This is a genomic window from Dyadobacter sp. CY261 (genome assembly GCF_021440085.1).
Classification (GTDB): domain Bacteria; phylum Bacteroidota; class Bacteroidia; order Cytophagales; family Spirosomataceae; genus Dyadobacter.
The window spans coordinates 1,607,782-1,634,740 of the sequence record NZ_JAKCPW010000001.1 but is presented as its reverse complement, the minus strand read 5'-3'; the positions used below and the strand labels follow the sequence as shown (position 1 = coordinate 1,634,740).

25 protein-coding genes are annotated in these 26,959 nt (G+C 47.5%); 10 read left to right on the top strand and 15 right to left on the bottom strand.

From position 1 onward, the window contains the following. Position 1 precedes the first annotated feature (1 nt). The 12 genes from egtB to LZD49_RS06495 form a co-directional block, all read right to left on the bottom strand. Complete coding sequence (gene egtB, locus LZD49_RS06550) at positions 2 to 1,159, bottom strand: ergothioneine biosynthesis protein EgtB (RefSeq protein WP_234666513.1); 1,158 nt, start codon at positions 1,157 to 1,159, stop codon at positions 2 to 4. Continuing rightward, positions 1,140 to 2,717, bottom strand: coding sequence for an ABC transporter permease/substrate-binding protein (locus LZD49_RS06545; protein ID WP_234666512.1), 1,578 nt, complete (start codon positions 2,715 to 2,717; stop codon positions 1,140 to 1,142). The genes egtB and LZD49_RS06545 overlap by 20 nt, the downstream gene beginning before the upstream one ends. Then, positions 2,717 to 3,667, bottom strand: coding sequence for an ABC transporter ATP-binding protein (locus tag LZD49_RS06540; RefSeq protein WP_310590472.1), 951 nt, complete (start codon positions 3,665 to 3,667; stop codon positions 2,717 to 2,719). The genes LZD49_RS06545 and LZD49_RS06540 overlap by 1 nt, the downstream gene beginning before the upstream one ends. 111 nt (positions 3,668 to 3,778) lie before the next feature. Then, positions 3,779 to 5,161, bottom strand: a complete 1,383-nt coding sequence (locus LZD49_RS06535; protein WP_234666511.1) for a mercuric reductase — start codon at positions 5,159 to 5,161, stop codon at positions 3,779 to 3,781. Positions 5,162 to 5,308: 147 nt separating this feature from the next. After that, the gene (locus tag LZD49_RS06530; RefSeq protein ID WP_234666510.1) at positions 5,309 to 6,235 is read right to left on the bottom strand and encodes a bifunctional riboflavin kinase/FAD synthetase; all 927 of its coding nucleotides are present in this window, start codon (positions 6,233 to 6,235) and stop codon (positions 5,309 to 5,311) included. Then, entirely contained in the window at positions 6,232 to 6,933 is a 702-nt protein-coding gene (truB, locus tag LZD49_RS06525) for a tRNA pseudouridine(55) synthase TruB (protein ID WP_234666509.1), read from the bottom strand. The genes LZD49_RS06530 and truB overlap by 4 nt, the downstream gene beginning before the upstream one ends. A 134-nt stretch (positions 6,934 to 7,067) precedes the next feature. Beyond that, on the bottom strand, positions 7,068 to 7,844 hold the full coding sequence (locus LZD49_RS06520) for an undecaprenyl-diphosphate phosphatase (protein WP_234666508.1): 777 nt from the start codon (positions 7,842 to 7,844) through the stop codon (positions 7,068 to 7,070). After that, positions 7,841 to 8,056, bottom strand: coding sequence for a DUF3098 domain-containing protein (locus LZD49_RS06515; protein WP_234666507.1), 216 nt, complete (start codon positions 8,054 to 8,056; stop codon positions 7,841 to 7,843). The genes LZD49_RS06520 and LZD49_RS06515 overlap by 4 nt, the downstream gene beginning before the upstream one ends. A 63-nt stretch (positions 8,057 to 8,119) precedes the next feature. Next, positions 8,120 to 8,998, bottom strand: a complete 879-nt coding sequence (locus tag LZD49_RS06510; RefSeq protein ID WP_234666506.1) for an ABC transporter permease — start codon at positions 8,996 to 8,998, stop codon at positions 8,120 to 8,122. 129 nt (positions 8,999 to 9,127) lie between these two features. Then, positions 9,128 to 9,721 (bottom strand): bifunctional nuclease domain-containing protein, encoded by a 594-nt coding sequence (locus tag LZD49_RS06505; RefSeq protein ID WP_234666505.1) that lies wholly within the window; start codon positions 9,719 to 9,721, stop codon positions 9,128 to 9,130. Between the two features lie 333 nt (positions 9,722 to 10,054). Continuing rightward, on the bottom strand, positions 10,055 to 11,029 hold the full coding sequence (locus LZD49_RS06500) for an electron transfer flavoprotein subunit alpha/FixB family protein (RefSeq protein ID WP_234666504.1): 975 nt from the start codon (positions 11,027 to 11,029) through the stop codon (positions 10,055 to 10,057). A gap of 37 nt (positions 11,030 to 11,066) precedes the next feature. After that, positions 11,067 to 11,804 carry an electron transfer flavoprotein subunit beta/FixA family protein gene (locus LZD49_RS06495; RefSeq protein ID WP_234666503.1) on the bottom strand — a complete coding sequence of 246 codons (738 nt, stop codon included), beginning with the start codon at positions 11,802 to 11,804 and terminating at the stop codon, positions 11,067 to 11,069. 93 nt (positions 11,805 to 11,897) lie between these two features. Here LZD49_RS06495 and LZD49_RS06490 point away from each other — a divergent pair, with 93 nt between their 5' ends. After that, positions 11,898 to 12,224: a tetratricopeptide repeat protein gene (locus LZD49_RS06490; RefSeq protein ID WP_234666502.1), complete on the top strand. Its 327-nt coding sequence runs from the start codon at positions 11,898 to 11,900 to the stop codon at positions 12,222 to 12,224. 160 nt (positions 12,225 to 12,384) lie between these two features. Further along, positions 12,385 to 12,741, top strand: a complete 357-nt coding sequence (locus LZD49_RS06485) for a hypothetical protein (RefSeq protein ID WP_234666501.1) — start codon at positions 12,385 to 12,387, stop codon at positions 12,739 to 12,741. A gap of 137 nt (positions 12,742 to 12,878) precedes the next feature. Here LZD49_RS06485 and LZD49_RS06480 read toward each other — a convergent pair whose 3' ends face one another. Together LZD49_RS06480 and LZD49_RS06475 are read right to left on the bottom strand one after the other, a co-directional pair. Further along, on the bottom strand, positions 12,879 to 14,183 hold the full coding sequence (locus LZD49_RS06480) for a Gfo/Idh/MocA family protein (RefSeq protein ID WP_234666500.1): 1,305 nt from the start codon (positions 14,181 to 14,183) through the stop codon (positions 12,879 to 12,881). A 29-nt stretch (positions 14,184 to 14,212) separates the two neighbouring features. Then, positions 14,213 to 15,511, bottom strand: a complete 1,299-nt coding sequence (locus LZD49_RS06475; RefSeq protein ID WP_234666499.1) for an acetylxylan esterase — start codon at positions 15,509 to 15,511, stop codon at positions 14,213 to 14,215. A gap of 161 nt (positions 15,512 to 15,672) precedes the next feature. Between LZD49_RS06475 and rluF the strand changes: the two genes are divergently transcribed. The 7 genes from rluF to pgi all read left to right on the top strand — a co-directional run bounded on the left by rluF (position 15,673) and on the right by pgi (position 23,817). Next, a complete protein-coding gene (rluF, locus tag LZD49_RS06470; protein ID WP_234666498.1) occupies positions 15,673 to 16,419 on the top strand; it encodes a 23S rRNA pseudouridine(2604) synthase RluF in 747 nt (248 codons plus the stop codon). A gap of 125 nt (positions 16,420 to 16,544) precedes the next feature. Next, positions 16,545 to 17,792 (top strand): serine hydrolase, encoded by a 1,248-nt coding sequence (locus LZD49_RS06465; protein WP_234666497.1) that lies wholly within the window; start codon positions 16,545 to 16,547, stop codon positions 17,790 to 17,792. 149 nt (positions 17,793 to 17,941) lie between these two features. Continuing rightward, on the top strand, positions 17,942 to 18,712 hold the full coding sequence (locus tag LZD49_RS06460) for a hypothetical protein (protein ID WP_234666496.1): 771 nt from the start codon (positions 17,942 to 17,944) through the stop codon (positions 18,710 to 18,712). Positions 18,713 to 18,885: 173 nt separating this feature from the next. Next, entirely contained in the window at positions 18,886 to 19,638 is a 753-nt protein-coding gene (locus LZD49_RS06455) for a hypothetical protein (RefSeq protein WP_234666495.1), read from the top strand. A gap of 259 nt (positions 19,639 to 19,897) precedes the next feature. After that, positions 19,898 to 21,103 carry a heparan-alpha-glucosaminide N-acetyltransferase domain-containing protein gene (locus LZD49_RS06450; RefSeq protein ID WP_234666494.1) on the top strand — a complete coding sequence of 402 codons (1,206 nt, stop codon included), beginning with the start codon at positions 19,898 to 19,900 and terminating at the stop codon, positions 21,101 to 21,103. A 68-nt stretch (positions 21,104 to 21,171) separates the two neighbouring features. After that, on the top strand, positions 21,172 to 22,011 hold the full coding sequence (locus LZD49_RS06445) for a sugar phosphate isomerase/epimerase (RefSeq protein WP_234666493.1): 840 nt from the start codon (positions 21,172 to 21,174) through the stop codon (positions 22,009 to 22,011). 156 nt (positions 22,012 to 22,167) lie between these two features. Next, on the top strand, positions 22,168 to 23,817 hold the full coding sequence (gene pgi / locus LZD49_RS06440) for a glucose-6-phosphate isomerase (protein ID WP_234666492.1): 1,650 nt from the start codon (positions 22,168 to 22,170) through the stop codon (positions 23,815 to 23,817). Here pgi and LZD49_RS06435 read toward each other — a convergent pair. Next, positions 23,814 to 24,170, bottom strand: a complete 357-nt coding sequence (locus LZD49_RS06435; RefSeq protein ID WP_234666491.1) for a VanZ family protein — start codon at positions 24,168 to 24,170, stop codon at positions 23,814 to 23,816. The two genes, pgi and LZD49_RS06435, sit on opposite strands and share 4 nt — an antisense overlap. Positions 24,171 to 24,371: 201 nt before the next feature. Between LZD49_RS06435 and LZD49_RS06430 the strand changes: the two genes are divergently transcribed. Next, entirely contained in the window at positions 24,372 to 26,822 is a 2,451-nt protein-coding gene (locus tag LZD49_RS06430; protein WP_234666490.1) for a prolyl oligopeptidase family serine peptidase, read from the top strand. Positions 26,823 to 26,959: the final 137 nt, after the last annotated feature.

The window sequence follows — 26,959 nt, the reverse complement described above, 5'->3', positions numbered from 1 at the left end:
ATTATCGCGCAAGCCGGATTCCTGTGTACTGCCAGCACTCGTGTGTGTGAAAAAAGTTGCGATAGGTTTTGCGTGAGTGGCCGGGCGATGTTGCTACCGACGCACCGCGAAGCACCATCTGGTTTACCATAAACTTGCCATTGTATTCCCCAACAGCCCCTGGTGCTTTGGAGAAACCGGGATAGGGCAGATAGGCGCTGTTGGTCCACTCCCAGCGCTGGCCCCAGTCGAGGTTGGTGGCGGCAATTTCCCATTCAAATTCGGTTGGAAGTCGCATGCCTTTCCATTGCGCAAATGCGGCCGCCTCGAAAAAGCTGATATGGCTTAGGATGGCATTTGGATCTATTTTTTGCAAACCGCCCAGGGTAAAGTAATGCCAGGTGCCGTCAATCAGATGCCAGTACATCGGTGACGAAATGCCATTACTATTTACCCAAGACCATCCTTCGTCGAGCCAGAGGTTGAAATCTTGGTAACCACCTGCATCTATGAATTCCAGGTATTCTGCATTAGTAACGAGTGTTTTGCTGATTTCAAATTCATGTAAATATACCTTGTGACGACCGAGTTCATTGTCAAAACAGAATCCCTCGCTTTGGTGTCCAATGTCGTAAATACCTTCTGGAATGATCAGAGAGCCGGTTTCAGTGTTGTGGTCGCCTACCATGTTCTGACCGCTGCGATAAACAGGAAAAAGCGGATTGTGACCTAAAATGTATTTAATATCGGTAATCAGCAGCTCCTGATGTTGCTGTTCATGATGCAAGCCAAGTTCTATCAGGGCCAGGAGTTCCGGATCGGTGAGATCTTCCAGAAATGCATCCATTTGTGCATCCACATACCCGCGGTAAGCATATACGGCCTTAGTGGTCGGGCGGGTTACATTCCCCCGATCGGTGCGGAGCGTTCGCTCCCCTACATTGTTGTAGTAGCTGTTGAACAAATAATTGAAGTCGGGATCGTAAACCCGGTAGCCGGGTACATTTGGTTTAAGAATAAATGTTTCAAAAAACCAGGTCGAATGTGCGAGGTGCCATTTAGGCGGGCTTACAAAGGCTACTGGTTGGGGCACGTAATCTTCCGTTTCGAGCGGTGCGCAAATGTGTTCGGAATGTTTTCTGACATTGTGAAATGCTTCCCTAATGCCGGTGGTTTCCATTAGTTGCATGGTTTTTTAGATCTGTGATGGAATGGATATTCAATGATTGTGCCTGTGCCCGACGCATCATCAGCGCATAAGCATTGTTAAAACCAATGGGTCGGAGCCATTGCAGCTTGTAACGGTTTAAAAATTCCTGTTTGACATAATTGTAAACCTTCTCACGGTCGCCGCCGAGGCTTTGAAGCGTAGCCCGATCAGCTTTCAAAATCGCCAGCAGGCCCGTTCCGGTGTATTCCGGATACATATCGATCTCGCCATTGGTCAGCGCATCGAAACAGATCTTGGTGCCGCCGAGACCGGTTTTGGTGTCTACTGCCAGATCGGTATTACCTTCGATGAGCTCTTTGTACATCTGGATCAAAATGTACTGCTCTGCAAAAATCTTTGATCCGAGGCGGATCCTACCCTTATTGCCCGAATGCGGCGTTTGGAAAAGCTTTTTAGATACCAAAAAGTCATGTGCGACACGCTCGGGCGCTTGCTTCAAATAGTCGACGCGATAATTAAGCTCCGTCATCACCGAATCGTTGATATGCCCGGTCAATTTTTCAAGGACCGGCTGTAATTCAGGATATTGGTTTAAAACGGCCGTCCGTACTACCGGCGCGGCGTAATAGGGTGGAAAAATAGACTGATCGTCGTCGAGCGTGATCAAATCGAATGCTTTCAATCGGCCGTCTGTGCTATACCCGCTGATCACATCCAGCTTCTTCTCAAATGCGGCCTTGTACATTACGGCATCGCTGATAACAACCGTCTGCATGTCGAGCCCGTACTTTGTTTTTAGTCCGAGATACCCATCTTCACGTCCCATAAACTCGGGTGTAAAGCCAGCCAGCAAGTTTCCTTTGGTGTAAGGGATGAGGTAAAAAGAAGAAAGTAGAAGCAGCAATACGGGCAAAATGACGGACACTTTGCGCATCTTGCGCAGCCCGGTCTTTTGAACGAGTGAAAGCAGAAAGTCGAGCACTACGGCAAGTAGCGCAGCCGGAATGGCACCTGCCAGGATCATTTGTGTATTATTTAAAGCAATGCCCCCGAAAATAAACTCGCCCAGACCGCCGGCCGCAATGTACGCCGCCAACGTTGCGACACCCACATTAATGACCGTCGCCGTGCGAATGCCTGCCAGGATCACCGGCATCGCCAATGGTAGTTCCACGCTGGCTAGTATCTGCCACGGAGTCATCCCCATTCCGCGTGCCGACTCGGTAATGGCCGGATCGACGTTCGTAATACCCGTGTAAGTATTTCGGATAATGGGAAGTAATGCATAAAGGAACAACGCAGTGATCGCAGGCAATGCACCGATGCCGAGCAGCGGGATCATAAAGCCCAGCAACGCAATGCTCGGGATGGTTTGCAGTATACCTGCGACTCCCAGTACCAGCCAGGCCGCTTTCTTCCGCCGTGCGATCCAAATTCCCAAAGGTAAACCGACAGCAATCGCGATGAGTAATGAAATGCAGGTCAGGCCGATATGGGCCACGGTCTGGCTCCACAGCTTACCTGATTGCTGCGTCATAAATGCCCATAACGACTGTTGTTCGTCCATTAACCTTGTTGTTTTGCCTGGTGATAAGCGCGTTGAATGTCTGCCATGGCTAGCGATCTTGATTCTCCCTTTTCATTGCGAATGATAACCTCATTTAAATGTCGAACGGAAAGTATTTCCAATGCGTCCCAAAGATTCTGTTCTGTGGTCAAGTAATATTGATACGTTGCTTTTGAATTTGGTAACACATTAAATATCGAACGGAGCGAAATAATTTTCAATTCAAGCAAAAAGCGCTGCTGATCGAAGAAGGAGCGTACGAAATCGTTGGCAGGCTTAAATAGCAGATCGGCTGATGCACCGGACTGAACTATCCGTCCTTTATCCATCAGGCAGATATGGTCGCCCATTTCGAGTGCTTCCTGCACATCGTGCGTGACGAGCACCATGGTTTTTTGTTTTAATGCCGGTAACTCTGCAAAATCCTTGCGTACGCTGGCACGTGTCACAGGGTCTAGCGCGCCGAAAGGCTCATCAAGAAGCAGAACGGGCGGATCGGCGATGAGCGCACGGGCAATCGCCACACGCTGCTGCTGGCCGCCGCTAAGCTCGCTCGGGTATTTTTGCCTGAAATTTTCTGGTAATTTAAGTTGTTCGAGCAGGCGTTCCGTGTGTTCTTGAATGTCATTTGCAGCCCAACCAAGCAATTTGGGCACGACTGCTATGTTTTCAGAAACGGTATAGTGCGGAAAAAGCCCGTTGTTTTGGGATACGTAGCCGATCGACCGGCGAAGTATTTCCGGTTTTTCTTCGGATATTCTTCTTCCAAGAATTTCAATGCTGCCCGAAGTTGCTTCGATCAAACGGTTGAGCATTTTGAGTGTGGTGGTCTTGCCGCAACCGCTCGTGCCCAGCAGTACCATGGTTTCACCAGCGCCAACCCGGAAGGATACATCACTGACTGCCTCAATGCCATTGAAATGTTTGCTGATGTGGTCGGCAACGATCATGATGTATGCGAACAGGTACGTGGTTCAGGTATGCAATGGGATTTGCATGTTTCTTTTCTACATAAATCGGTCGAAAATCGATCCATTTACATTGAAAAAACAAAATCGGACTTACGATTCGAGCGTCATGAAGAGGTTGTTCAGCGACTCGGCATAAGTTGGATGGGCGAAAACGCCGTTCATGATCTGTTCGTAGGTAATGCCTCCGATCATGGCCATTTGCATAATAGTGGCGATTTCGCCGCCTTGCTCGGCCAGCACAGCGGCTCCAAGGATTTTGCCCGTTTTTGCGTCTACAACAGCTTTCACCATCCCTCGTTCATCGCCGGTTTCAATGGAACGGGCCACGCTGTCATTTTTTAAGACTGCCACCTTAATATCCAACCCTTTTTCCCGCGCTTCCTGCTCGGTAATGCCTATGCGTCCCAGTTGGGGGTCGGTAAATATGCAATAGGGAACGAGTCGGCCTTCAATGCTCGCATTCTTGTTTTTAATAACCTGCTGAACGATAATGCGGTAATCATCGTACGAAACGTGCGTAAATGCGGGGCCGCCGTTTACATCGCCTAGCGCGTAAATGCCTTCCGCCGAGGTTTCAAGGCGCGCATTGACTTTGATATGACCCTTCTCGTCGGTGACAATGCCTGCAATATCAAGGCCTAAACTACCAGTTTGGGGCTTTCTGCCGGCGGCCACCAGCACGTGTGTGCACGAGCGCTGACTTTTAATGCCCTTGCTTTCGAGCGCGACGGTAATTATTTCGCCGTTTCTGGAGAATTGCACAGCCTTCGTATGAGTGAGTATTTCAATGTCTTCCCGCGCGAGGATTTTCGCGATTTCTTCTGCTATGTCTCCATCCTCTCTCTTTAAGATCCGCTCAGAAGGCTCGATTAATGTTACTTTGCTACCGAACCGCGCGAACATTTGCCCGAATTCAAGCGCAATGTAGCCGCTGCCGAGGATCAGCAAATGCTCTGGCACCTCGGGGAGCTCCATAATGGTCGTGGAAGTGAGATACGGAATATCCTTGATACCGGAAATGTCGGGAATGACGGGTTGCAGGCCGGTATTAATGAAGAATTTGTCGGCGCTGAAAGTATCGGTACCACCATCGTTTAATGTCACGGTGATTTCTTTAGGGCCGGAAAAGCGCGCGGAGCCGTAGAGCAAGTCCAGGTTCGGAGTGTCGAGGATGCGCTTCTCGGAACTGCCGCGCATCTTTTTGACAATGTTGTTTTTGCGTTCTAGGATTTCGTCGAAATCGATCGTTATACCACCGACGCTCACGCCGAGTACTTCGTTGTGCCGCACCGACCACGCGGCTTTTGCAGAAGCTATCAGCGCTTTGGTAGGGGAGCAGCCGTCGTTCACGCAGGTCCCTCCGACCCATCTTCTTTCAATTAATGCGGTTTTTAAACCTGATTCGGCCAGTTTACGGCAAAGCGGCGTGCCTGCCTGGCCTGCACCGATTACAATAGCGTCGTAGTGTTTCATAAAGTAAAAAGGGAATGGTAAGAGGCCCTGCATAGGAAAGCAGGTTTGCCGCGCGTTTTACGTATAGACGTAATAAAAGCGTGCCGGTTGGGACACGCTTTCGCACAATTAAACTGTATGAGTAGTATAAAATGAGTTCGGGGGGGATCAGGCGAAATAGGCCATGGTGTTTTCCCTGTCTATTTCGATCTGTTTAACGAGCATATCGAGCCCGTTGAATTTCTGTTCAGGACGAAGGTAATGAAGTAAATCCAGTTTGAGATCTTCACCGTAAATTTCTTTGTCGAAGTCGAATAAGTGCGCTTCGATCGTTCGCAACGTGCCGTCGACAGTCGGGCGGACGCCGATGTTGAGCATTCCTTTAAAAACATGTCCCTCGTAGATAGCGTTGATTACGTAGACGCCGTTCATGGGAATAAGCTTGTAAGATTCGTGCACGTACAGGTTCGCGGTCGGGAAGCCAATGGTGCGGCCGAGTTGTTTCCCTTTTACCACAGTTCCCGACAATGAATAGGAGCGGCCGAGTAGTTCGTTTGCCTCCTGGATATGCCCGGTAATCAATGCCTTACGAATGCGCGAGGAGCTGATCGCCGTGTGTTCGATATCTTCCCTGGGGATTTCTTCTACCTCAAAACCGTATTCCGAACAGTTTTTTTGCAAGAACTCAAAACTTCCCTCGCGGTTGCGGCCAAAACGGTGGTCGTAACCGATCACCAGCTTCCTGGTGCCGATCTTTTCAACCAATATCTGTTGGATAAACTCGTTGGAGGTCAGTTCCGAAAAAGAGCGGGTAAAGGGAATGATCGCGAGATGCTGAATGCCCTGTTTAGAAAATAATTCGATTTTCTCGTCGATCGTGGAAAGCAGTTGCAGGTCCTGGCTGTCTTCGGATACGACCATTCGCGGATGCGGCCAGAAAGTGATTACCACTGATTCGCCGCCCGATTGCGCTGTAATTTCTTTAAGACGGGTCAGTATTTTCTGATGTCCCAGATGCACCCCGTCGAAAGTACCGCTGGTTACGACGCCATATTCCAGTTTTTGGAAGGAATCCAGGCTATGATAAATGTTCATTCGTCAACTTCCAAATTCAAAGCTACTCGTTTCTGATGGATGAAAGCAGTAAGCTGCCATGCATCTTTCAATTCGAAATCGCCGATCCTGGTCCGACAGAGCTTGCTCATATGCGCCCCGCTGCCCGCCAGCACACCGAAGTCCCGAACGATACTGCGAATATAAGTACCTTTTGAGCAAATGATCCTAAAATCGATGGAAGGAAAATGGGTAGCGTCAATTTCAAAGAGCTTAATCTCAACCGCCCGCTTCTTGATTTCGGCTTCGTCCCCGCGCCGCGCGATCTTGTAGGCCCGAACGCCGTCAATCTTTACAGCCGAAAAAATAGGCGGAACCTGTTCGATGGGGCCGCTCAATTGTAGCCGCGCATTTTCGAGCACCTCAGCGGTAATGTGATCAATGGGATATTCGGCGTCGAAATCGGTTTCAAGATCGATGGACGGCGTTGTTTTACCAAGTACCAATGTGCCGGTATATTCTTTTTCCTGCGCCTGATAGTTATCGATTTGCTTGGTTTTTTTACCGGTACAAAGGATCAGCAGGCCAGTGGCAAGCGGATCCAATGTACCGGCATGGCCTATTTTCTTGAATTTGCAAGCCCTTTTGAGCTTGTTAGCCACGTCAAAGGAAGTCCACGTCAAAGGCTTATCGATCAGAATGACCTCGCCTTCATCGGGTATATTTTCTTCTTGTTTCAAATTGGGGGATGTTAAAAATGATGACCGCCGACTGCTGACCGCCGATTGCTTGTCGCCTTTGGCCAACCATGGAACGATGGATCATTGAATATGCTAGTCAGCGGTCGGCCGTCAGCGGTCGGTGGTCAAACTTTTTAAACAACATCCAGCTGATAACCCGACGCCAGCAGACCTAGCAGGATCAGGCCGAGGATGATGCGGTAATAACCAAAAACTTTGAAACCGTATTTGGTCAAAAAGCTGATGAAGAATTTAATCGCCAGCATTGCCACGACAAATGCAACCGCATTACCGATCAACAGCGTCTGGATATCCTCCTTTTGAATCGTATCATAAGTTTTCAAAAGCTTGTAACCGCCCGCAGCAGCCATGGTAGGCACCGCCAGGAAGAATGAAAACTCGGCTGCCTGTTTTCTGGAAAGCCCATTCAGCATACCACCGATGATGGTAGATGCAGAACGAGAAACGCCCGGAATCATGGCAATACATTGGAAAAAGCCTATTTTCAACGCAGTTGGAAAAGTGATTTTCTTCTCGCCGGTATCATTCGCAATGCGGTCGATGAAGATCAGTACGAAGCCGCCGAGCAGTAGCGAGATAGATACTACCCATACGTTTTCGAGCAATGCATCGATAAAGTCGTTCAACACGAAACCGATAACGGCTGCCGGCAGAAATGCCACGAGAAGTTTGAAATAAAAATCGGTGGTTTGAAAAAAGCGCTTCCAGTACAGTACGAGTACGGAAAGTATAGCCCCAAACTGGATATTGACCGTGAACATTTTGGTGAATTCCAGATGGCTGATCCCCATAAACGAGGAGGCTATGATCATGTGCCCGGTAGAGGAGATGGGCAAAAACTCAGTAATTCCTTCAACAATTGCTAAAATGATGGCTTGCCAGATGCTCATGAATGGGTGGGTTTACGGAGGATCGCCCAAAACTCGATGATGAAGCCCGCGACAGTTACGATGGGGCCGAGGGTAAGGCCAAGAAAGCCGAAGCCAAATTCTTCGCCGTCGAAAGTCATGATCAGAAAGCCTGCGAGGATTACCGCGATGCCGACCAGCATCATCACATAGTTGGATGATGAGAATGGAAGCTCATTTTTTGAAGTACTCATAACGTTTATTTATCGGTTACTATTCTTTTGAATGCCTGAAAGAGGGATATGGCGAAGTACGTATCAGTACAGATCGTCCAGAGTCATGCGCAAATAACGCGCAAGAGATTGGTAAGTGCTGGCAACGCCGATTGCAATGCCTAAGCCTAACACAGTCGCTACCAGAATCACGATCTTATCATATTCCTGCAACATGGCTAGTCCTTCTACATTCCTGATTGCCAATTGTTGCAGACCTACAAGCAGCGCACCCGCCAACACCCCGCCCACAAGGCCCTGAATGGCCCCGCGAAGCACATAGGGTTTCTGGATAAAGCCGTTGGTCGCGCCCACGAGCTGCATACTGCGGATCAGGAAGCGTTGCGAGTAGATCGCGAGTTTGATGGTGTTATTGACCAACAGCACAATGATCACGAGCATGATCAACGCGAAGCTTGCCAGTACAACATAGATTTTAGTTACGTTGCGGTTGATGTTATCGGCCAGATCTTCCTGGTACACCACCTCGTATACACCCTTCACCTGATCCAGCTCTTTCTTGATCTGTTGCAGCTTTGCTTCTTCGAAATAATCTTCCTGGATTTTTACACGATAACTGTCGCGCAATGGATTTTCGCCGAGGAACGTCGCAAAATCTTCCTTAGTGCCTTCAATGAATTCTTTGGCGGCTTCTTCTTTTGAGACAAATGTAATAGGCTTTACATCAGTGGATTTCAGGACAAATGGTTTTGCCTGAATGATATTGAGTATCGAATCCTGCCCGGCCTTGGAGACTTCTTTATTAATGAACACCCTTACTTCGATGTTCTGGCGGATGATGGATACCAGCTTTTTGGATTGTATCACCAGGAGTCCGCAAAAACCGATCAGAAATAATGCAGCCGTAAGGCTCATGACGATCATCGCGTTGGGATAACTCCCGATCTTCTTTTTTTTAGGCATAACAGCGTAGGATTTCGCTCGTCGTTGGTTCGGTTTACTGGAAAACGACTCGGGCAAAAATAAGGATTAAAATTTCAAAACAGCCCTTCTTGGTGTAATCCTTAACTATTTTTAACGATCATGAAGGCATTAGTTCCTTCTTCCCATTTCGTCGCGGATCTTGGCGGCCTTTTCGTAATCTTCTTTTGTGAGGGCATCATCAAGCATGCGCTGTAACTCGTCAAAACTAAGGTCGCGGAGGGAATCTTTTGATCCGGCAGGCCGGATGGTTTCGCGAACTGCGTCTTCATCCTCATCTTCTTCCTCGCTCACGGAGCTGGAAACAATGCCGGCTTCCGATAAGATGGTTTCGTAGGTGTAAATAGGTATGTCAAAACGCAAACCGATTGCGATGGCATCCGATGGGCGGGCATCAATCTCTACTTCGCGGAGATTGTCGGTGCAAATGATCTTGGCGTAAAAAATGCCTTCTTTAAGGTCGGAAATGACGATTTCCTTTAATGTATAATTCATGCCGTCGGCGAACGACTTGAAAAGGTCGTGCGTCATCGGGCGGTTGGGTACTATGTTTTCAATCTGGACGGCAATGGCTTGCGCTTCGAATACGCCGATGATAATAGGCAGCCTGCGGTTGCCTAGTTCTTCTCCAAGTACCAATGCAAACGAACCGGCTTGGGATTGGCTTGGTGAGAGCCCCAGGATTTCTAACTTGATTTTTTTCACGTGTAAATTAAATGCGCAAATGGTTAACAGTCGTGGTGAATATCTCTCCTGGCTACGGAAGCCAGTTAATTCGGCAAATTTAGATGTTAACGAATGTTGATTTTCAACCGGTTAACATTTAAACCTTTTAAAGTGTTCCTGTTTAATAAGCGCTATTGCGCAAATCAAAGTTGCAAAAATAAATAACCCTCACTGCATAAAAAAATGCAGTAAGGGTTAAGATTGGGTGACGATTGTTATAAGAAATACCGGATGAGGTTAATCAACTGATTTTAAGCTTCCTTTTTGAGTTCGCCCCTATTAACTAAATATGAAAAGATAGCCTTTGCGAGACTATTTAAGGCTTTTAGCTGCCTCGGTTAATCTCGGCAGGATCTCGAAAACGTCGCCGACGATCCCGTAATCCGCCGCTTTAAAGAATGGGGCTTCGGGATCCTTGTTGATTACTACAATGCATTTCGAACCGTTTACACCGGCCAAATGCTGAATAGCCCCGGAAATACCACAGGCAATGTACAGGTTTGGTGCGACTTTGATGCCTGTCTGACCAATGTGTTCGTGATGAGGGCGCCAGTCGAGGTCCGACACGGGCTTGGAACAGCCTGTTGCGGCCCCTAATGCCTTGGCAAGGTCGATCAGCGGCTGCCAGTGCTCGGGACCTTTCATGCCCCGGCCGCCCGAAACGACGATTTCGGCTTCTGTCAATGATAGCTCAGAATCAGCTTTTTCCACGCTCACGATGGTGGCTGTAAAATCGCTGTCACGAAGCGTCGGTTGGAATGCTTCAACCGTCGCATCACCGCCAGACAAGCTGGTTTCATCAATTTCGATCGCATTTTTACGGATGACCAAAACTTTGATCTCAGATCTGATTTCGGCCGTGGCGAAGGCCTTTCCGGTAAAAATAGCCCGTGTTACCTTAAAACCGCCATCAGTTTCAGGCAATGCGGTGACACCTGAGACAATACCTGCTTTCAATTTTGCAGCTGCACGGGCGGCTATTGCGTCGCCGAGGCCGGATTTGGAAAGGATTATGATCTTGCTGCTTTCCTGCTGCACCGCCTGTACAAGCGCGTCCGCGTAGGCAAGGCTGTTTTCGTGTTCCAATCTGGCATCGGCAGCATGAAGGACTTTAGAGGCGCCATATTGCCCCGCCTTGACCAATTCGGCAGGATCCGCCTTGCCAAATGCAATTACCACCGCCTGGCCACCGGTTTTTTCCGCCACTTGCGCGCCATAAGCTACGGCTTCCAGGGAAGTTTTTTTGATCGAACCGTTATCGAGTTCTACACATATAAGGACTGACATGACTGTTTTCTTTTGTAAGTAAAAAATAGGGAATGCTTTAAAGCACCTTTGCTTCTGTTTGCAGCAATCTGATGAGCGTTTCCGCCTCACTTGCGGGAATCATTTTACAAGCACCCTTCGGTGCAGGCAGTTTGTACGATTGAGGCACGGTCACATCGTCGACAGAAATCGGCTCTACCACATTCAACGGCTTGGTTCGCGCTGTCATAATACCGCGCATATTCGGGATTTTCCATTCGGCAATTGGCTCCTGGCAGCCTAGTACGAGCGGAAGAGGTGCCTTCAACACTTCTTTTCCCCCATCAATCTCCCGCGTAATAGTCGCATTGCTGCCGTCGAGATCGAGCTTCATCACCGGCGAGTAGGAGGGGGCGCCCAGCATTTCGCCCACCAGACCATGTACTACGCCGCTGTTATAGTCGATCGACTCGCGGCCCATCAGAATGAGATCGTAGCTGTTTTGGCTGGCAATGTGGGCGATTTGGGTCGCGACAAAATAGGAATCCTGCGGATCGGCATTTACACGGATTGCATCGTCAGCGCCAATTGCCAAGGCCTTGCGGATTTGTGGCTCGGCATCGGCCTCGCCTATATGCAGCACGGTGAGGCTACCACCCAGTTGCTCTTTTAACTCTACCCCCCGGGCCAGCGCATAGTCGTCGTACGGGCCGATGATAAACTGCACTCCGTTTTTATTGAGCTTGGTGTCGTTGTCGGTGAAACTTATTTTGGCTGTTGTATCGGGGACATTGGTTATACAAACGAGTATTTTCATGATGGTATGGTTCCTTTTCTTTACGTTTGAAGAGAATAACTTTGCCCGGCAAATTAAGGGAAAAGTAAACAGTATGCAAGCATAATAAAATCGATGAATAACACCCTGCTCACCAATTTACAGGCATTCTATGACGAGGATCCGGCCGACCCGTTCAATGCGTATGCGCTGGCTATCGAGTATACCAAGTCGGATTTGAAGGAAGCTCAGCGTTTTTTTAACATTCTTCTCGAAAAACATTCCGATTATTTGCCGACTTATTACCATGCTGGTGCATTTTTTGCTGGCATCGAAAATGTGGCTAAGGCTGAGGAAATCTATCAGAAAGGGGTGAAATTGGCGCTTCTGCAAGGGAATGCCAAAACGCACCGGGAACTTGTATCGGCATACAATAATTTTCTGGATGAATGGGAAGATTAATCTGAAACTAGGTCTTTCGAGGAAAATAGGCTATCTTTGATGAAATTTCCCTTACACTGGGATTATCATTCCTGCCCCATCTCCTCTGCTCGGTCAAGATTGATTTTTATACAAATTTCCGGTTTGGAAGATCCTGTCGGAAAAATTATTCATGCATAATATGGAAAAGGAAGCATTTATCCCGCTGGTAATAAAGTGGGCAAAATCGCATGGGTTTAAGGAAATCCAGGCAAACATGGAAGGGTATGAAACACCCAAGTCATATGAAAGGGCGGCTGACAATATCCGTTTCACACCCGACGTAACCGGCGTAAATATGTTCAACCGCCATTATTTAGAAGTGTGTGTGAAGACAGACGAAATGCGCGGTAATATTTCCAAATGGAAACTACTAAGCGAATTAGCTGGTGCAAAAGGCGCAAAACTTTATTTGATGGCCCCGCGTGGGCACGTCCGCTTCGCCCGTGAGGCCGTGGACCAGTATAAGATTCCTGCAGAGGTCGTTAAAATCGATTGACGGGTCAGCTGTCGTCAGGAGTGGTCATTTGTAGTTAAGGGTAGTCAGGTATTGTCATGGTTAATCAGGTAGAGAATTTAAATCTACTTCAATAATTTGCCCCACAATGCCTGACTATCCTTGACAATATCTGACATTTACACCTGCGGATACTTCCATTCCCCGCGGTAATTCCGGCTTAGGAGCTTGTTAGCTTCGTCGTCGCCCGGAATAATTTCTTTTTCACCGTCCCAAACGATGCTCCGTCCGAGCTTGTAGGAAAGCATCCCCAATAACGCCACGTTTGTGGAGCGTTGTCCCACTTCTATTTCGGAGATCGGCGGTTTATTGGTTTTAATGGATTCGAGGAAATTGGCCCAAAGCTGCTGGATATTCTGATCATCGGGTTTGTTGAGCTGCGCATCCTGGTGGATTACCGGCTTGTTAGGATTGGTTGGGTAAAATGTCCAGCCATCAAGCCAGCCCATGTGGAATGTGCCTTCGGTGCCGTAGAAGTAGACGCCCACTGCCTGGTTGGGATGTGTCTTCTCGGCATTATTGGCCGCGAAATTGCGGTGTTCCCATTCAAGCGTAAACCCATCAAAATCATAAACGGCCACCTGATGGTCGGGTGCATCGGTATTGTCCTGCCGGATGGCCCTTCCCCCCGTCGAGTAGACTTTTTTCGGGTATTTCTGTTCCGACCACCAGAGCACCTGATCTAGCCAGTGGATGCCCCAGTCACCTAATGTGCCGTTTGCAAAATTGAGATACCCCCTAAAACCTTTGGGATGGATTGTCTTATTATAGGGAACGAGTTGGGCCGGTCCGCAGTAGAAGTCCCAGTCGAGACCTTGTGGCGGTTCGGAATCAGGCGTCTTCTGCCCAGGTCCGCCACCATAATGCACAAATGCCCGTGCCATCCCGATTTTACCAGCTTTTCCTGATTTCAGGAATTCCATACCGGATACATTATGCGGTGACACCCGTCTGTGTGTGCCTACTTGCACAATGCGCCCGTGCTTGCGCGTAGCATTCACCATCGCGCGGCCTTCTTTGATAGTATGGGAAATTGGTTTTTCGACATACACATGCGCACCGGCTTCAATGGCCGCAATACAGCATAAGGCATGCCAGTGGTCGGGTGTCGCCACGATCACGATCTCGGGTTTTTCCTGGGCTAGCATTTCACGGTAGTCGCTGTATAGCTTCGGTTTGTCCGGGGTGAGTTTGGAAAAGACGTCCGCACAAATTTTCAACTGGTTTTGATCGACATCGCACAATGCAACAAGTTTCGATTCCCCCGCCTGAACTGCACAACGAAGGATGTTCGTACCCCACCAGCCCGCGCCGATCAATGCCGTTCGGTAAGGTGCAGCGCGTTTTAATGCAGTAAGCAGTGGTAGCGAAGAGAATGCAGCCCCCGCCAACGTCGATTTTTCAATGAATGTTCTGCGATCCATATAGGTCTGTTCCGGTTTGCTTGATTTTATTATTTGCCTTTCAATTTTTCGATGAGCCAGTTGTTCATCAGGTCACGTTCGTCGGAGTAGGTCCAGTGGCCTGTGTCCAGATAAAGCTTCAATTCTTTAGGAGCCGAAGTCACATTATAGGCCGCGTACATGGAAGTGGGGGGGCAGGTTTCGTCATTAAAACCCCACATATAGAACCCTGGTGCTTTCACACGTCTAGCGAAATTGACGACATCGTAATAGGAAACGGTATTCAGCTTTTCTTTGGTGTTGTTGGTTTTGACACCGTTTTTATCGAAATAATGTGGCCATCCGCCCGCGCGTCCATGCAGATAACCCGTTACATCACTTAATGCCGGATAAAATGCGCCCAGCCATTTCACGCGCGGATCCAGACCAGCTGTGATAATAGACAATGCACCGCCCTGACTTCCACCAGTGACAGCCAGGTTTTTACCATCATATTGCGGCAGGCTGGTGAGGAAATCGTTTGCACGAACACAGCCTAGGTATACGTGTTTGTAATAAAATTTGTCCTTATCGTCTAAATTATAAGCTGGATATCCGTTCAGGACGCCCTGGCCCATGTCGAGGTACACCGATGGGTCCATAATCACCGGAATGCCGTGGATACCTATCTCGAGGGTGATAATGTCCTTATCAGCCGTAACCACATCACCATAATATGCGCGTACGCCAGCACCCGGCACGCGCAGAAGCGCAGGGTATTTTCCTTCCTTCTTAGGGATACTCAAAATGCCGTAGACGCGTACGCCAGGACGGTTATTTTGAAGGTTCAGATGATACACATTGGTTTTTTCAGTGCAGCGTTCGGGCAAAAGGGTCATTTTGGCATCCATTGGAACGGCAGCCAGTTCCTTTTTCGCATTGTCCCAGAATGTGTCGAAATCCTCCGGGTTAGCCACTGTCGGCTGGATCTTTAATGGATCAAAGCCCGCAGTGGCCAGTCCACGATATTCGACACCGTCCACGGTCGCCCAGGCGATGCAGCGCAGGAATCCCGGGGTTTTAAGGGTGCCGCCATCAATCGTTAATGCGCCATTAGTGGCTGTTTTGGTTTCTTTAACGGTTGGGTCGAGTTTTTCCAAACCAATTTCATAGCGGACCTGCGCATTTTTGACGGGGTTGCCGTTGCGGAGAACACTAACGATAAATTGTACTTTATCGCCCGGTTTGTAAGTCCAGTCATCGCGGTCGGCAGTGACGATTACCTCAACGGGCCGCCGCACTGGCTGGGCGTGCAAGGACAGAATGGTTATCCAAATAAATAATTGGCTCAGTAAAAAGCGATTTTTCATAGACCGGCAATTTGTTCTATTTTGTGATCGGAAAGAGTTAGCATTGAGAGGTAAAGGGCAAAAATGCCCGAATCTTTATATTTAACCCTATTTTTTTTGTGATTTCAATTAATTTGCGGCCAGTAATGTCGGGTAAGGCATTGGAAAAAGGATAGAAAGCATTGGACCCAGTCAGGATCAACAAGTTTATCAGTGAAACCGGTTTTTGTTCGCGGAGGGAAGCCGACAAGCTCGTAGAGCAAGGCCGTGTTACGCTTAATGGCCGGAAAGTAGTTTTGGGCGACAAGGCGACAAGTGACGACGATGTACGTGTCGACGGAAAAGCGCTGAAAGCCAAAAAGCCCGCCGTATACATCGCATTCAACAAGCCGGTAGGCATTACCTGCACAACGGAGCGACACATCAAAGGTAATATCATCGATTACATCCGCCATAAGGAACGTATTTTTCCGATCGGCCGGCTCGACAAGCCTTCGGAAGGACTGATATTCCTGACCAGCGACGGCGACATTGTGAATAAAATCCTGCGCGCCGGAAATAATCATGAAAAAGAATATGTGGTAACCGTTAACAAACCGATTACACCCGATTTTTTGCAAAAGATGGCCTCAGGTGTACCTGTTTTAGGGACTATCACCAAAAAGTGCTTTGTACGGAAAGAAAGTAGTTTCGTATTTACCATCATTTTGACCCAGGGCCTCAACCGCCAAATCCGGCGTATGTGCGAATACCTGGGCTACAATGTAACCAAACTGAAACGCGTACGGATCATGAATGTAACGCTCAACGACCTGCCCACAGGCAAATGGCGAGACCTTACACCCGCAGAAATGAACGAAATCAACGAAGCTGTGAGACAGTCGACCAAGACGGAAGAAGGCTCGTACCTTGACGAATGGGACGAGTAGAGAGATAAGGGGAAGAAAGGAGGAAGGGTTTCAACCCTGGGCGTGCGACCGGACGGCAGCAGGACATCGAGGCGCAGACCAACAGCTCCCCGATGCACAGCACTAAAACATTATCTCCAAAAGATATGCCTAAATCACTAATCCTGGTCGTACTCCTCACCATCAGCCTGGCCTCGATGGCTCAGAGACCGGACACGCTGCTACTCGAAAACCTGCTTCGCAGCCGTCCGGACCTGTTTCGCAAGATCCTGGGTCATCCGCAAAAGAATCAGGTTCAAATCCTTTACACGCAGATCGACCGGGACAGGAATAATGTGCCGCATTTCAAAAGTTACAGCTACAACCTCGACGATTTGCATTACTTCTTCCCTGCGAGCACGGTGAAGTTGCCTACGGTGATTTTTGCGCTGGAAAAATTGAATGAGCTCAAAATCAATGGTCTGACGCGCACCAGTACGATGATAACCGGTGCTGATTTTACCAAACAAACCCGGGTGGAAAAAGACAGTACTTCTGCCAGCGGATCGCCTTCTTTGGGGCATTACATCAAAAAAATACTGCTGGTCAGTGACAATGATGCCTACAACCGCCTTTACGAATGGGTTGGCCGGGCGGAAATCAACAAGCGGCTGCGGCAACACGGCCTTACCACCAGCAGGATACTGAACCGGTATGCGGTTAAGGACACCGAAGAAACTTCCAGGCACACAAATCCGGTCAGTTTTTATGATGGTCAAAAGCTACTTTACAGCCAGCCTGGGCAGTTTGATCCGCAGAATTATCCGCTAAACCTGTCCAACACATTAATGGGGCGGGCCTATATGGACAGTTCCGATCGGCTCGTGAACAGGCCTTTCAACATGGCTAACAAAAATGCATTCAGCCTCACTGACCAGCAACGTGTGATGAAAAAGCTACTTTTCCCAGAGGCTTTTCCGGCTAACGAGCGCTTCAACCTCGCGGCAGACGACTATAAATTAATTTACACCTATATGAGTAAGCTGCCGACGGAAAGCGATTATCCACATTATGATCCCGTCGAATACCGGCCGCTATATGCAAAATTTCTTTTCTATGGTGCTGATAAGGAGCGCGCTCCACAGCGCGGAATGCGGATATTCAACAAATATGGCGATTCTTACGGCTTCATTATAGACAATGCTTACATCGTTGATTTTGAAAACGGAGTGGAATTTATGCTGAGCGCCGTCGTGCAGTCCAATGAGGATGGTGTCTACAACGACGATCGGTATGAATACAAAGAGGTTTGCTACCCTTTTATGAAAAATTTGGGGCAGCTGATCTATGATTACGAGTTAAAGAGGAAAAAGGAATTCCTGCCGGATCTTTCGCGATTTAAGATCCAGTATTGACCTGTTTACAAAATAGAAATGGCCCTTGATTTTGTAACGGGATAAACAGTGCTAGCCGTTTGTTCATCGTCAAGATCTATTGCTTACAGGCTTGATTTGTCATGTGTATCATTGTGATATTAATCACAAAACACTAACACATCACAGCTATGAGAACGAGTTCTTGCCGACTTAATTTCGTGTTTTTTTTAATGGGTTTGCTCTACATCGGCTGTACCGATCATGGCCCGCAAACCAATGCGCCTCAGGTGACGACCGGCAATATGGCCGTGATAAACCCGGATCTCTTCCGTTTCGCAGTAAATTTGAATGAATTCACGGCCGAGGCAATCAAAGAATTTGGCGTAGTTTACAGCGTTCAGTATTACGATGTATTGAAGGCAGCCTTCACAGACAAACCTGAGCTGGGTTGGTCAAAAATCCTCTTCACCGACAGTCCATCTAATGCGCTTCACACCAAGGACGTGGTAGCCCCAGCCACAAGCTTTTTTCGGATTTATTACCGTGCGTATGCGGTGCTGAACAATGGGTCGACATTGTATGGCGAAGTCAAATCTTATCAGCAAGATAAATCGGAAAGGGCGATACTCGAATTTGTGGGTGTTCCGAAGCTGGCCAAGCCCTATCATGCCGGCGTGATTCTGCTGGATCTCGGGCAGAAACCAATCAAGAATTTCGGTGTGGTGTATTCTTACAATACCGCGGCTAATCAGGCGATCAAGTCAGTCCCGACTATTGCGGACAAATCCATCAAATTTTCGTACGAAAAAGTTAAGATCCCGGTTGGCGGAGCCGGTATAGGATTTCTTCTCGATAACCTTGCGGACAATAGCATCAATGAGATATACGTCCGAAGCTTCGTCGAATATACTGATGGTGCAATCGACTACGGAAGATATATCGGACATGCTAAGAAGTAATCGTATCTAGCTTGACCAGGTTCGGGAGTACCGGATAAAAGCGATGACGCCCGGTAGTTAATTCACTAGCTGCCGTTAGTTCAATACAGGCGCAGGTCGTGATCGGATTATTGCGCAACCGTATTTAATTGCCGCATAATCGAGAAACTCTTCCAATTAAACGAAATTTTGTCATGAAACAATTATCTCTCCGACACTGCGGAATGCTCACGTTTGTCTTTTTATGTTGTATTGGTTGTACGGATCATGTAATACCACCTGATCCGGAAGTTGAGACTACAATAACGACCTTGGAAACACAATTAAATTATAAGCCTGAAAATTTCTACATCTTTGGTGCAAGGCTTGAAGTGGTTGGTTCTAAGTCGATAAAAGAGATTGGAATTGTGTATTCTCTTCGTTTTTTGAACAATCCATCGTTTCATGCTATCCCAACTCTCGCTGACACAAAAGTTGTTTCCGAGACAAATCCCGGACAAATCGACAATTATCGGACTGGGCGCAATCTACCTGTAAGCAGTTTTGAGAAAATGTACTATCGTGCGTTTGCAATTCTGGAAGATGATACGGTTGTCTATGGAAACGTGTTGGAATATATTTGGTATGACACGGCGGTCATTGAAGCGGAGTCGCCGGTCTTTCTGAATGGATTCTTATTTGGTAAAATGAATGTGACCGATTTAGGGGGACTTCCAATTGCAGAATATGGTATCGTATATTCTTACATCAATAATGACGGCGAAACTTTGGCCGATTTCCCCACCTTGGCCGATAACAAACTAACTTTTGACTTGCCAGTCTCACTCGGTTTTCACAGCAAAGTGATACCTATTGCAAAGCCGAAACGCATGAACGCGAGGTCATATGTAAAGTATCAAAATGGTGTAATCGAATATGGTAAATCGCTAGCAGGTGCAAGCTTTTAATCGACGCTAGTCGAGGAGGTTGCAATGTGAGAACATTCTCAACCTCCCATTGCTTAATCCATTTGAACGCTTTCGGAGTCCGAATAGAGAATTATCGTCCCTAACTGTTAGGGACGATTTTTTTATGTGCGAATAGATGACAGCGGTCGCAGCGTAATCTATGAGCGAACTTAACCCAAAGGAGTATGTGGGGCCTGTAACTTAACATAGAAAGACGAAAAACCGCTATATTCGACTTTCCTAAATCCTATCATTTCTGATGAACAAAGTTGCCTCTCCCTCGCTCCGCCTGGATTCGATTGATGTTTTCCGGGCGGTCACCATGTTTTTAATGATTTTTGTGAATGACCTCTGGACGCTCGAAGATGTGCCCGACTGGTTGGAACACAGCAAAGCCGCCGAAGACGCCATGGGACTTTCCGATGTCGTTTTTCCTGGATTTTTATTTATTGTAGGCCTTTCGATTCCCTTTGCGATCTCCAATCGTAAGCAAAAAGGTGATAATAATACATTGATTATCATGCATATTGCGGAGAGGACGTTCGCACTGTTGCTCATGGGTATATTCATTGTCAACTATGAAAATATCGCAGGCCCTGCGATGGCTGTCAGTAAGTATGTCTGGGAAATCGGAATGGTCGTGGCTTTCTTTATGATCTGGAATGTCTATCCCGCAAATCCAGAAAAGAACGGGCTTTACACTGCATTGAGAATTGCTGGTTATCTGCTACTTGCAGGGTTGGCGATGATCTACAAAGGCGGAGATTCGGAGAATCCGTCGTGGATGGGGGTGCATTGGTATGGCATTCTCGGGCTGATCGGGTGGTCTTACCTGCTAGGGGCGCTCACATACCTGCTTACCGGCGACCGCATGAAGTGGGCGATTGCAGGCTGGCTGTTTTTCGAACTTTTCAATCTTGCTGATTTCGCAGGCATTCTGGATTTTCTCGATCCGGTGAAAAAGTATGTCTGGATCGTCGGAAGCGGTTCGATGCCTGCATTTGTGGTGGGTGGCGTGGTAGCTTCGGTGATTTATCGGAACGGCGTCAGCCGAAATACGATAGGGAATACTTATTGGATAATTCTGATTGTACTGAGTGTCGTCTGCCTGGCCTACGGATTTGGCACCCGGCCGTTTTGGGGTATTTCCAAGATCAGGGCTACACCCGCATGGGTTGGCATTTGTACCGGAATCAGTTTTCTGGCATTTTCCTTTCTATTCTGGCTGGTCGATCTGCAAAAGTTCAAAAACTGGGCGAACATTATTAAACCGGCCGGGACAGCAACATTGACTTGCTATCTAATTCCATATATATGGTACGCCGTTATCACGCTGGCAGGCATCAGCCTTCCCATGATTCTGCGTACCGGGGTCATCGGTCTGGTGAAGTCGGCTTGCTTTTCGTTGCTAGTCATTTTGCTGACAGGTGCTATCAACCGCATGGGCGTTAAGCTTAAAATATAAAGAGATAGGTGGTAAATTCCCAACTCGTCGTCTTTTATTGAAATAGCAATTATTACCAACTCAAAAAGATGAATTCCAGAAGAACATTTGTCAAAAAAGGCATCGCCGGTCTGATGGCGGGCGGCATCATTTCCTTTCCTGTTAAAAGCATTGCGGATCAAGCTCCTGATAAAAAAGAGGATACCTTCAAATTAGGGGTGGCGGGTTACAGTTTTGTCCATTTTAAATTGGACGAAGCCCTCGAAATGATGAGGAAGACTGATGTTCATTATCTGTGTATCAAGGATTTTCATTTGCCTTATAATAGTACTGCTGAACAAATCACGGCGTTTCACCAAAAACTGAAAGATGCAGACGTGACCGGCTACGCCGTGGGCCCGATTTATACCAAAAACCATCAGGAAATTGATAATGCATTCGATTATGCCAAGAGGGTGGGAGTGGAGCTGATTGTGGGTATTCCGAATCACGAAGACTTGAAGTATGTAGAGCAAAAAGTGAAAGAATATAACATCCGCTATGCGATTCACAACCACGGCCCCGAGGATAAACTGTATCCGAATGCGACTTCGGTCTACAATCACGTAAAGGATCTGGATCCACGGGTGGGGCTTTGTTTTGATATGGGGCACAACAAGCGAGACAACCAGGACTCGGTTGCAGACTTGGGGAAATACAACAAGCGCATTTTCGATATCCACCTCAAAAACGTGACGGCTGCTACGAAAGATGGTAAGACCTGCGAATTGGGACGTGGAATTATCGATATTCCTGCTTTTGTGAAAATGCTGCGGAAAGTTAAATACGCGGGGTCATGTAGCCTTGAATATGAGAAAGATATGAAAGATCCGCTGGCGGGTATCGCCGAGTCGGTAGGGTATTTTAGGGGAGTTTGCCAGGCTAGTTGATTAAGAAAAGGCGTATCATGTGCTTTAAAACCATATTTTTGCAATACTAAGGTTGGTTTTTACCACAACGCCTGAAATATGGTCATCAAACGTCCGCTTTGAAAACCGTATTTTTACATTACCAAGGTTTGATTTTTTACCATAACGCCAGAAATAATGCTATCAAACGTTCCCTTTGATAAGTTGGCGGCTTATAAAAAGCTGAAAACGCATCACAAAACCATTTCGCAAAAGCATTTAAAAACCCTTTTCGAAGAAGATACCGACCGTCACAAGAAATTCACCATTCGTTTCGGGGATATATTATTGGATTATTCCAAAAACCGTATCAACTCACGCACACGCTCATATCTGATCCAATTGGCCGAAGAGGCTGGCCTCGCAGAGGCGATCGAGGCGATGTTTACAGGAGCGAAGATCAATGCTACCGAAGGACGTGCGGTACTGCATACCGCTTTGCGCAACCGTTCCAATGAACCCGTGCTCGTGGATGGCGCAGATGTAATGCCCGACGTGAACGAAGTGCTCGCGAAAATGAAGGATTTTTCGACCCGCGTGCGGTCAGGTGCGTGGAAAGGTTATACCGGAAAGGAAATCACGGACATTGTGAATATCGGTATAGGAGGCAGCGACCTTGGTCCGGTAATGGTCACGGAAGCGCTGAAAGCTTATGCTAAAAATGGACTGAATGTTCATTTTGTGTCCAACGTAGACGGGACGCATATTGCTGAAACAGTAAAGTCGCTTAATCCGGAGACGACATTGTTTATGATTGCGTCGAAAACTTTCACCACACAGGAAACGATGGCGAATGCGCACAGTGCGCGGAGTTGGTTCCTGGAAAAGGCCTCGGATGAAGAGCACGTGAAAAAGCACTTTGTTGCCATTTCGACCAACCGTTCGGAAGTGGAGAAATTTGGGATTGATCCTGAAAATATGTTTGGCTTCTGGGATTGGGTGGGAGGCCGTTACTCACTTTGGTCTGCTATCGGTTTGTCTATTGCTTGCTACGTAGGTTTCCAGAATTTCGAGCAATTACTCTCTGGGGCACATGAGATGGACAAGCATTTCCGTACTACCAAACTGGAACGTAATATTCCGGTGATCCTTGCATTGATCGGAATCTGGTACAACGATTTCTTTGACGCGCAAACTCAGGCGATCCTTCCGTATGATCAGTACATGCACCGTTTTGCAGCATATTTCCAGCAAGGCGATATGGAAAGCAATGGCAAGAGCACAGGTCGTGATGGCAAGGCGGTGGGTTACCAGACTGGTCCCGTGATCTGGGGGGAACCTGGTACCAATGGCCAGCACGCATTTTATCAGCTCATCCACCAGGGTACTAAGCTAATTCCCTGCGATTTTATTGCGCCTGCGGTAAGTCACAACCCTTTGGGTGAACACCACAAGATGTTGCTATCCAACTTCTTTGCTCAAACGGAGGCGTTGATGAACGGTAAGACAGACGAGGAAGTTCGTGCAGAACTGAAAGCTGCCGGAAAGAGCGACGCGGAAATCGAGCAGATTGCTCCGTTCAAAGTTTTCTCAGGTAACCGCCCTACCAACTCAATACTTGTAAAAAAGATCACTCCGAAAGTATTAGGAAGCCTGATTGCCATGTACGAACACAAGATTTTTGTGCAGGGCATCATTTGGAACATTTACAGTTTCGACCAATGGGGTGTTGAACTTGGTAAGCAACTCGCCAACAAAATTTATCCCGAGCTGCAAAACGATTGGCCGGTTACCAATCACGACAGTTCGACAAATGGTTTGATTAACCAATACAAGCGCTGGCGCTAGTTTTTCAACGCCAGGTTTGTGAACAGATAGCCGATTCCCACACCAACAGCATCTGCCACCGCATCCCACCAGTCAAAAGTGCGATCGAATGGTAGAAGCTGTTGGTAAAATTCCAATCCGAGCCCGTAAGCCATTCCCAGTCCTACTACTAACCGGCTTTTTTTAGGGTAAATAATCAGCGCGAGAATCGCCCATACCGTAAATAGTCCCGAGTGGACAATTTTATCAAAACCTACGACGGGTGCTGCGGGTATATCTTTGCCCGGCCATGTGCACGCAACTAAGATCAGGAAACTCCAAGTCCAGATAATCCATTGACGTTGAGCGATAAATCGAGCCGCTGATTGTAACATTTTTAAGGTTATATTTTTGAAATAGTATACCGAAAGTTACGGTCCATTTTTTGAAATTTCATCTGCTAAACTGTAAAAAGGGGCATTTACTCCTCCATTTCGGTGTTCTAATGCAAATTATGAGTTAATTAAAAATAGAGCGGTCTTTTATTAATATTTTTTATTAAGTTTAGTTTTTGTCTGATCACTAAACCTATTTCAATGAAAAAGATTTTTGCGACACTCTCGTTACTATTTGTTTTCTCACAAAACCAGGCCCAATCGGTTTACCATTTCAAGGATGGCCTTGCGATCGGACCCTGCCATCAATATGGACGCGAGGCATTGTACACTGATCAACTTGCTTACCAACTTTATAAAGGAACACTCAAACCCCAAGAGGGCGGGGTCCTGCTAAGCGATGCAAAAGCCGGAGAAGTTAAGTGGAAGAAAGTACAAGCCGATTCAACCCACCGTTTCCGCGGAGATGCATTTTCGAACGGCTATGTCTACCTAACCTACGAATCCAGCAAAGAGCAAGCCGCCATTCTGACGATCACCGGTCAGGACATGATTTTTCTGAATGGCGTTCCCCGCGGGGGCGACATGTACAGATATGGCTGGATGCATTTGCCTGTTTTGCTTAAAAAAGGTAAAAATGAAATTTACGCGCGCGTTGCTCGCTTTGGACGTTTTGGGGGCATCACTGCTAATCTGACTTTTCCGACAAAGCAGGTTTCCATTAATACAGAAGACCTTACCATTTCCGATGTCGTTCCGGGTTTCAAAAATGATTCACTCTGGACCGGGGTGGTGATCTCAAATATGACTAAGAAATCGCTGACCGGTCTTGAAATGAAAGCGGTCGTAGCCGGAAAAGAGATTGTTACCAGGCTGCCGTCAGTACCGGCGATGAGCTTGCGCAAAGTTGGGGTATTGATTGACGGTAGTGGCGTTACAAGTGTACATAAGAATGAAGCGGTCCTTACCTTGTCGCAAAATAGAAAGGTAACGGATCTGTCAAAGATTGCGATCCAATCCGTTGAAGCAGGCAAGCAATACAGTCGTACATTTGTGAGCGACCTGGACGGCAGCGTGCAATATTATGCTGTATCGCCACAGATTAAGGGTGATTCTTCGGAAAAACCTGCATTGTTTTTCTCTGTACACGGTGCTGAGGTCCAGGCGATTAGTCAGGCGAGAGCTTATAAGCCCAAGGACTGGGGTGTGCTTGTTGCACCAACCAATCGCCGACCGCGCGGGTTCAATTGGGAAGACTGGGGCCGGATGGATGCATTGGAAGTACTTGACATTGCCAAAAAGCAGTTTAGCCCCGATCCATCACGTATATATTTGACCGGCCATTCGATGGGCGGTCACGGTACCTGGTTCCTGGGAGCGACTTATCCTGAAAAATGGGCAGCTATTGCCCCTTCCGCCGGGTATCCAACTTTGGCGTCTTATGGTTCGCATGACGGCGTCATACCCGATAGCGCCGGATCGCTGATTGAGGCTATGTTGCTGAGAGCCAGCAACCCGAGCAATGTTTTGGCATTGACTTCGAATTATAAGAGCCTTGGTGTTTACGTTGCGCATGGGGATGCGGATCGTACGGTGCCCGTCACATATGCGCGTCAAATGCGCGACATTCTTGGAAAATTCCACCGCGATTTTAGTTACTATGAGCACATTGGCGGCGAGCACTGGTACGGCGATATTAGCGTAGACTGGCCACCGATCTTCAACTTTTTCAGTTGGCATGCTATCCCAAGGGACACTGCCGTTACATTTATTGATTTTAAGACAGCTAATCCAGGAATCTCGTCAAGGATGCGCTGGGCTGCTGTGCATCAACAGATTAATGCATTAAAATACAGCCAAATCAAACTAAGTAGCAGCAAAAAAGACTTTCGCATTGACGGTACTACCGAGAACGTAGCGCTACTTTCCCTTGACCTCGACGCGTTTGTACCTGGATCTAAATTGAAAATTGTCCTCGACAGTCAGGCACCGATTGAATATGATGTAATAGGTAGTGAAACTATTCACCTAAAAAACGAAGGTAGCTGGAAATTGGCGGGTCCTCCGGCAGTTACGGAAAAGAATGCTGAGCGGAGTGGTACTTTGAAAGACGCATTCAGAAACCGGATGGTATATGTGTACGCGACTGGCGGAAATGCCGACGAAAAAGCATGGGCATTTGAAAAAGCGACATTCGACGCGGAGTCATGGTATTACCGCGGCAATGGGGCGGTGGATATTGTTGCAGATAAAGATTTCGATCCTCAACAGTTTAAGGACAGAGGTGTAATTCTCTATGGTAATAAAACGACCAACCTGGCCTGGGATAAGATCCTGAAAAACTGTCCGGTGACAGTGACGAATGGTAAAATTGACGTCGGCGGCAAGCAGTTTGCCGGTAACAATCTTGCCGCCTATTTCATTTATCCAAGATCGGACAGTAAAACGGCATCGGTGACTGTTATTTCAGGAACCGGTAAACTTGGCTTTCAGGCTGCGAATGCTAATCAATATTTCAGCGGTGGTAGCGGGTTCCCCGACTTAATGATCTTTTCAGCCGATATGCTGAGGGATGGAATTAAGGAAGTAAAAATGTCCGGCTTCTTTGGAAACGACTGGTCTGTTGAAAAAGGAGAATTTGTAACGCAGTAGCAGGAGAAGGATGGGGCAACTGTGGTCATGAATTGGCAAGTGCTGTCGTCAGGGATGGTCATTAAGTCAATAAAAAACGTCAGGCGCAACTGCCTGACGTTTTGTTTAGCTAACTATATGACAACCAATCGTGTTTC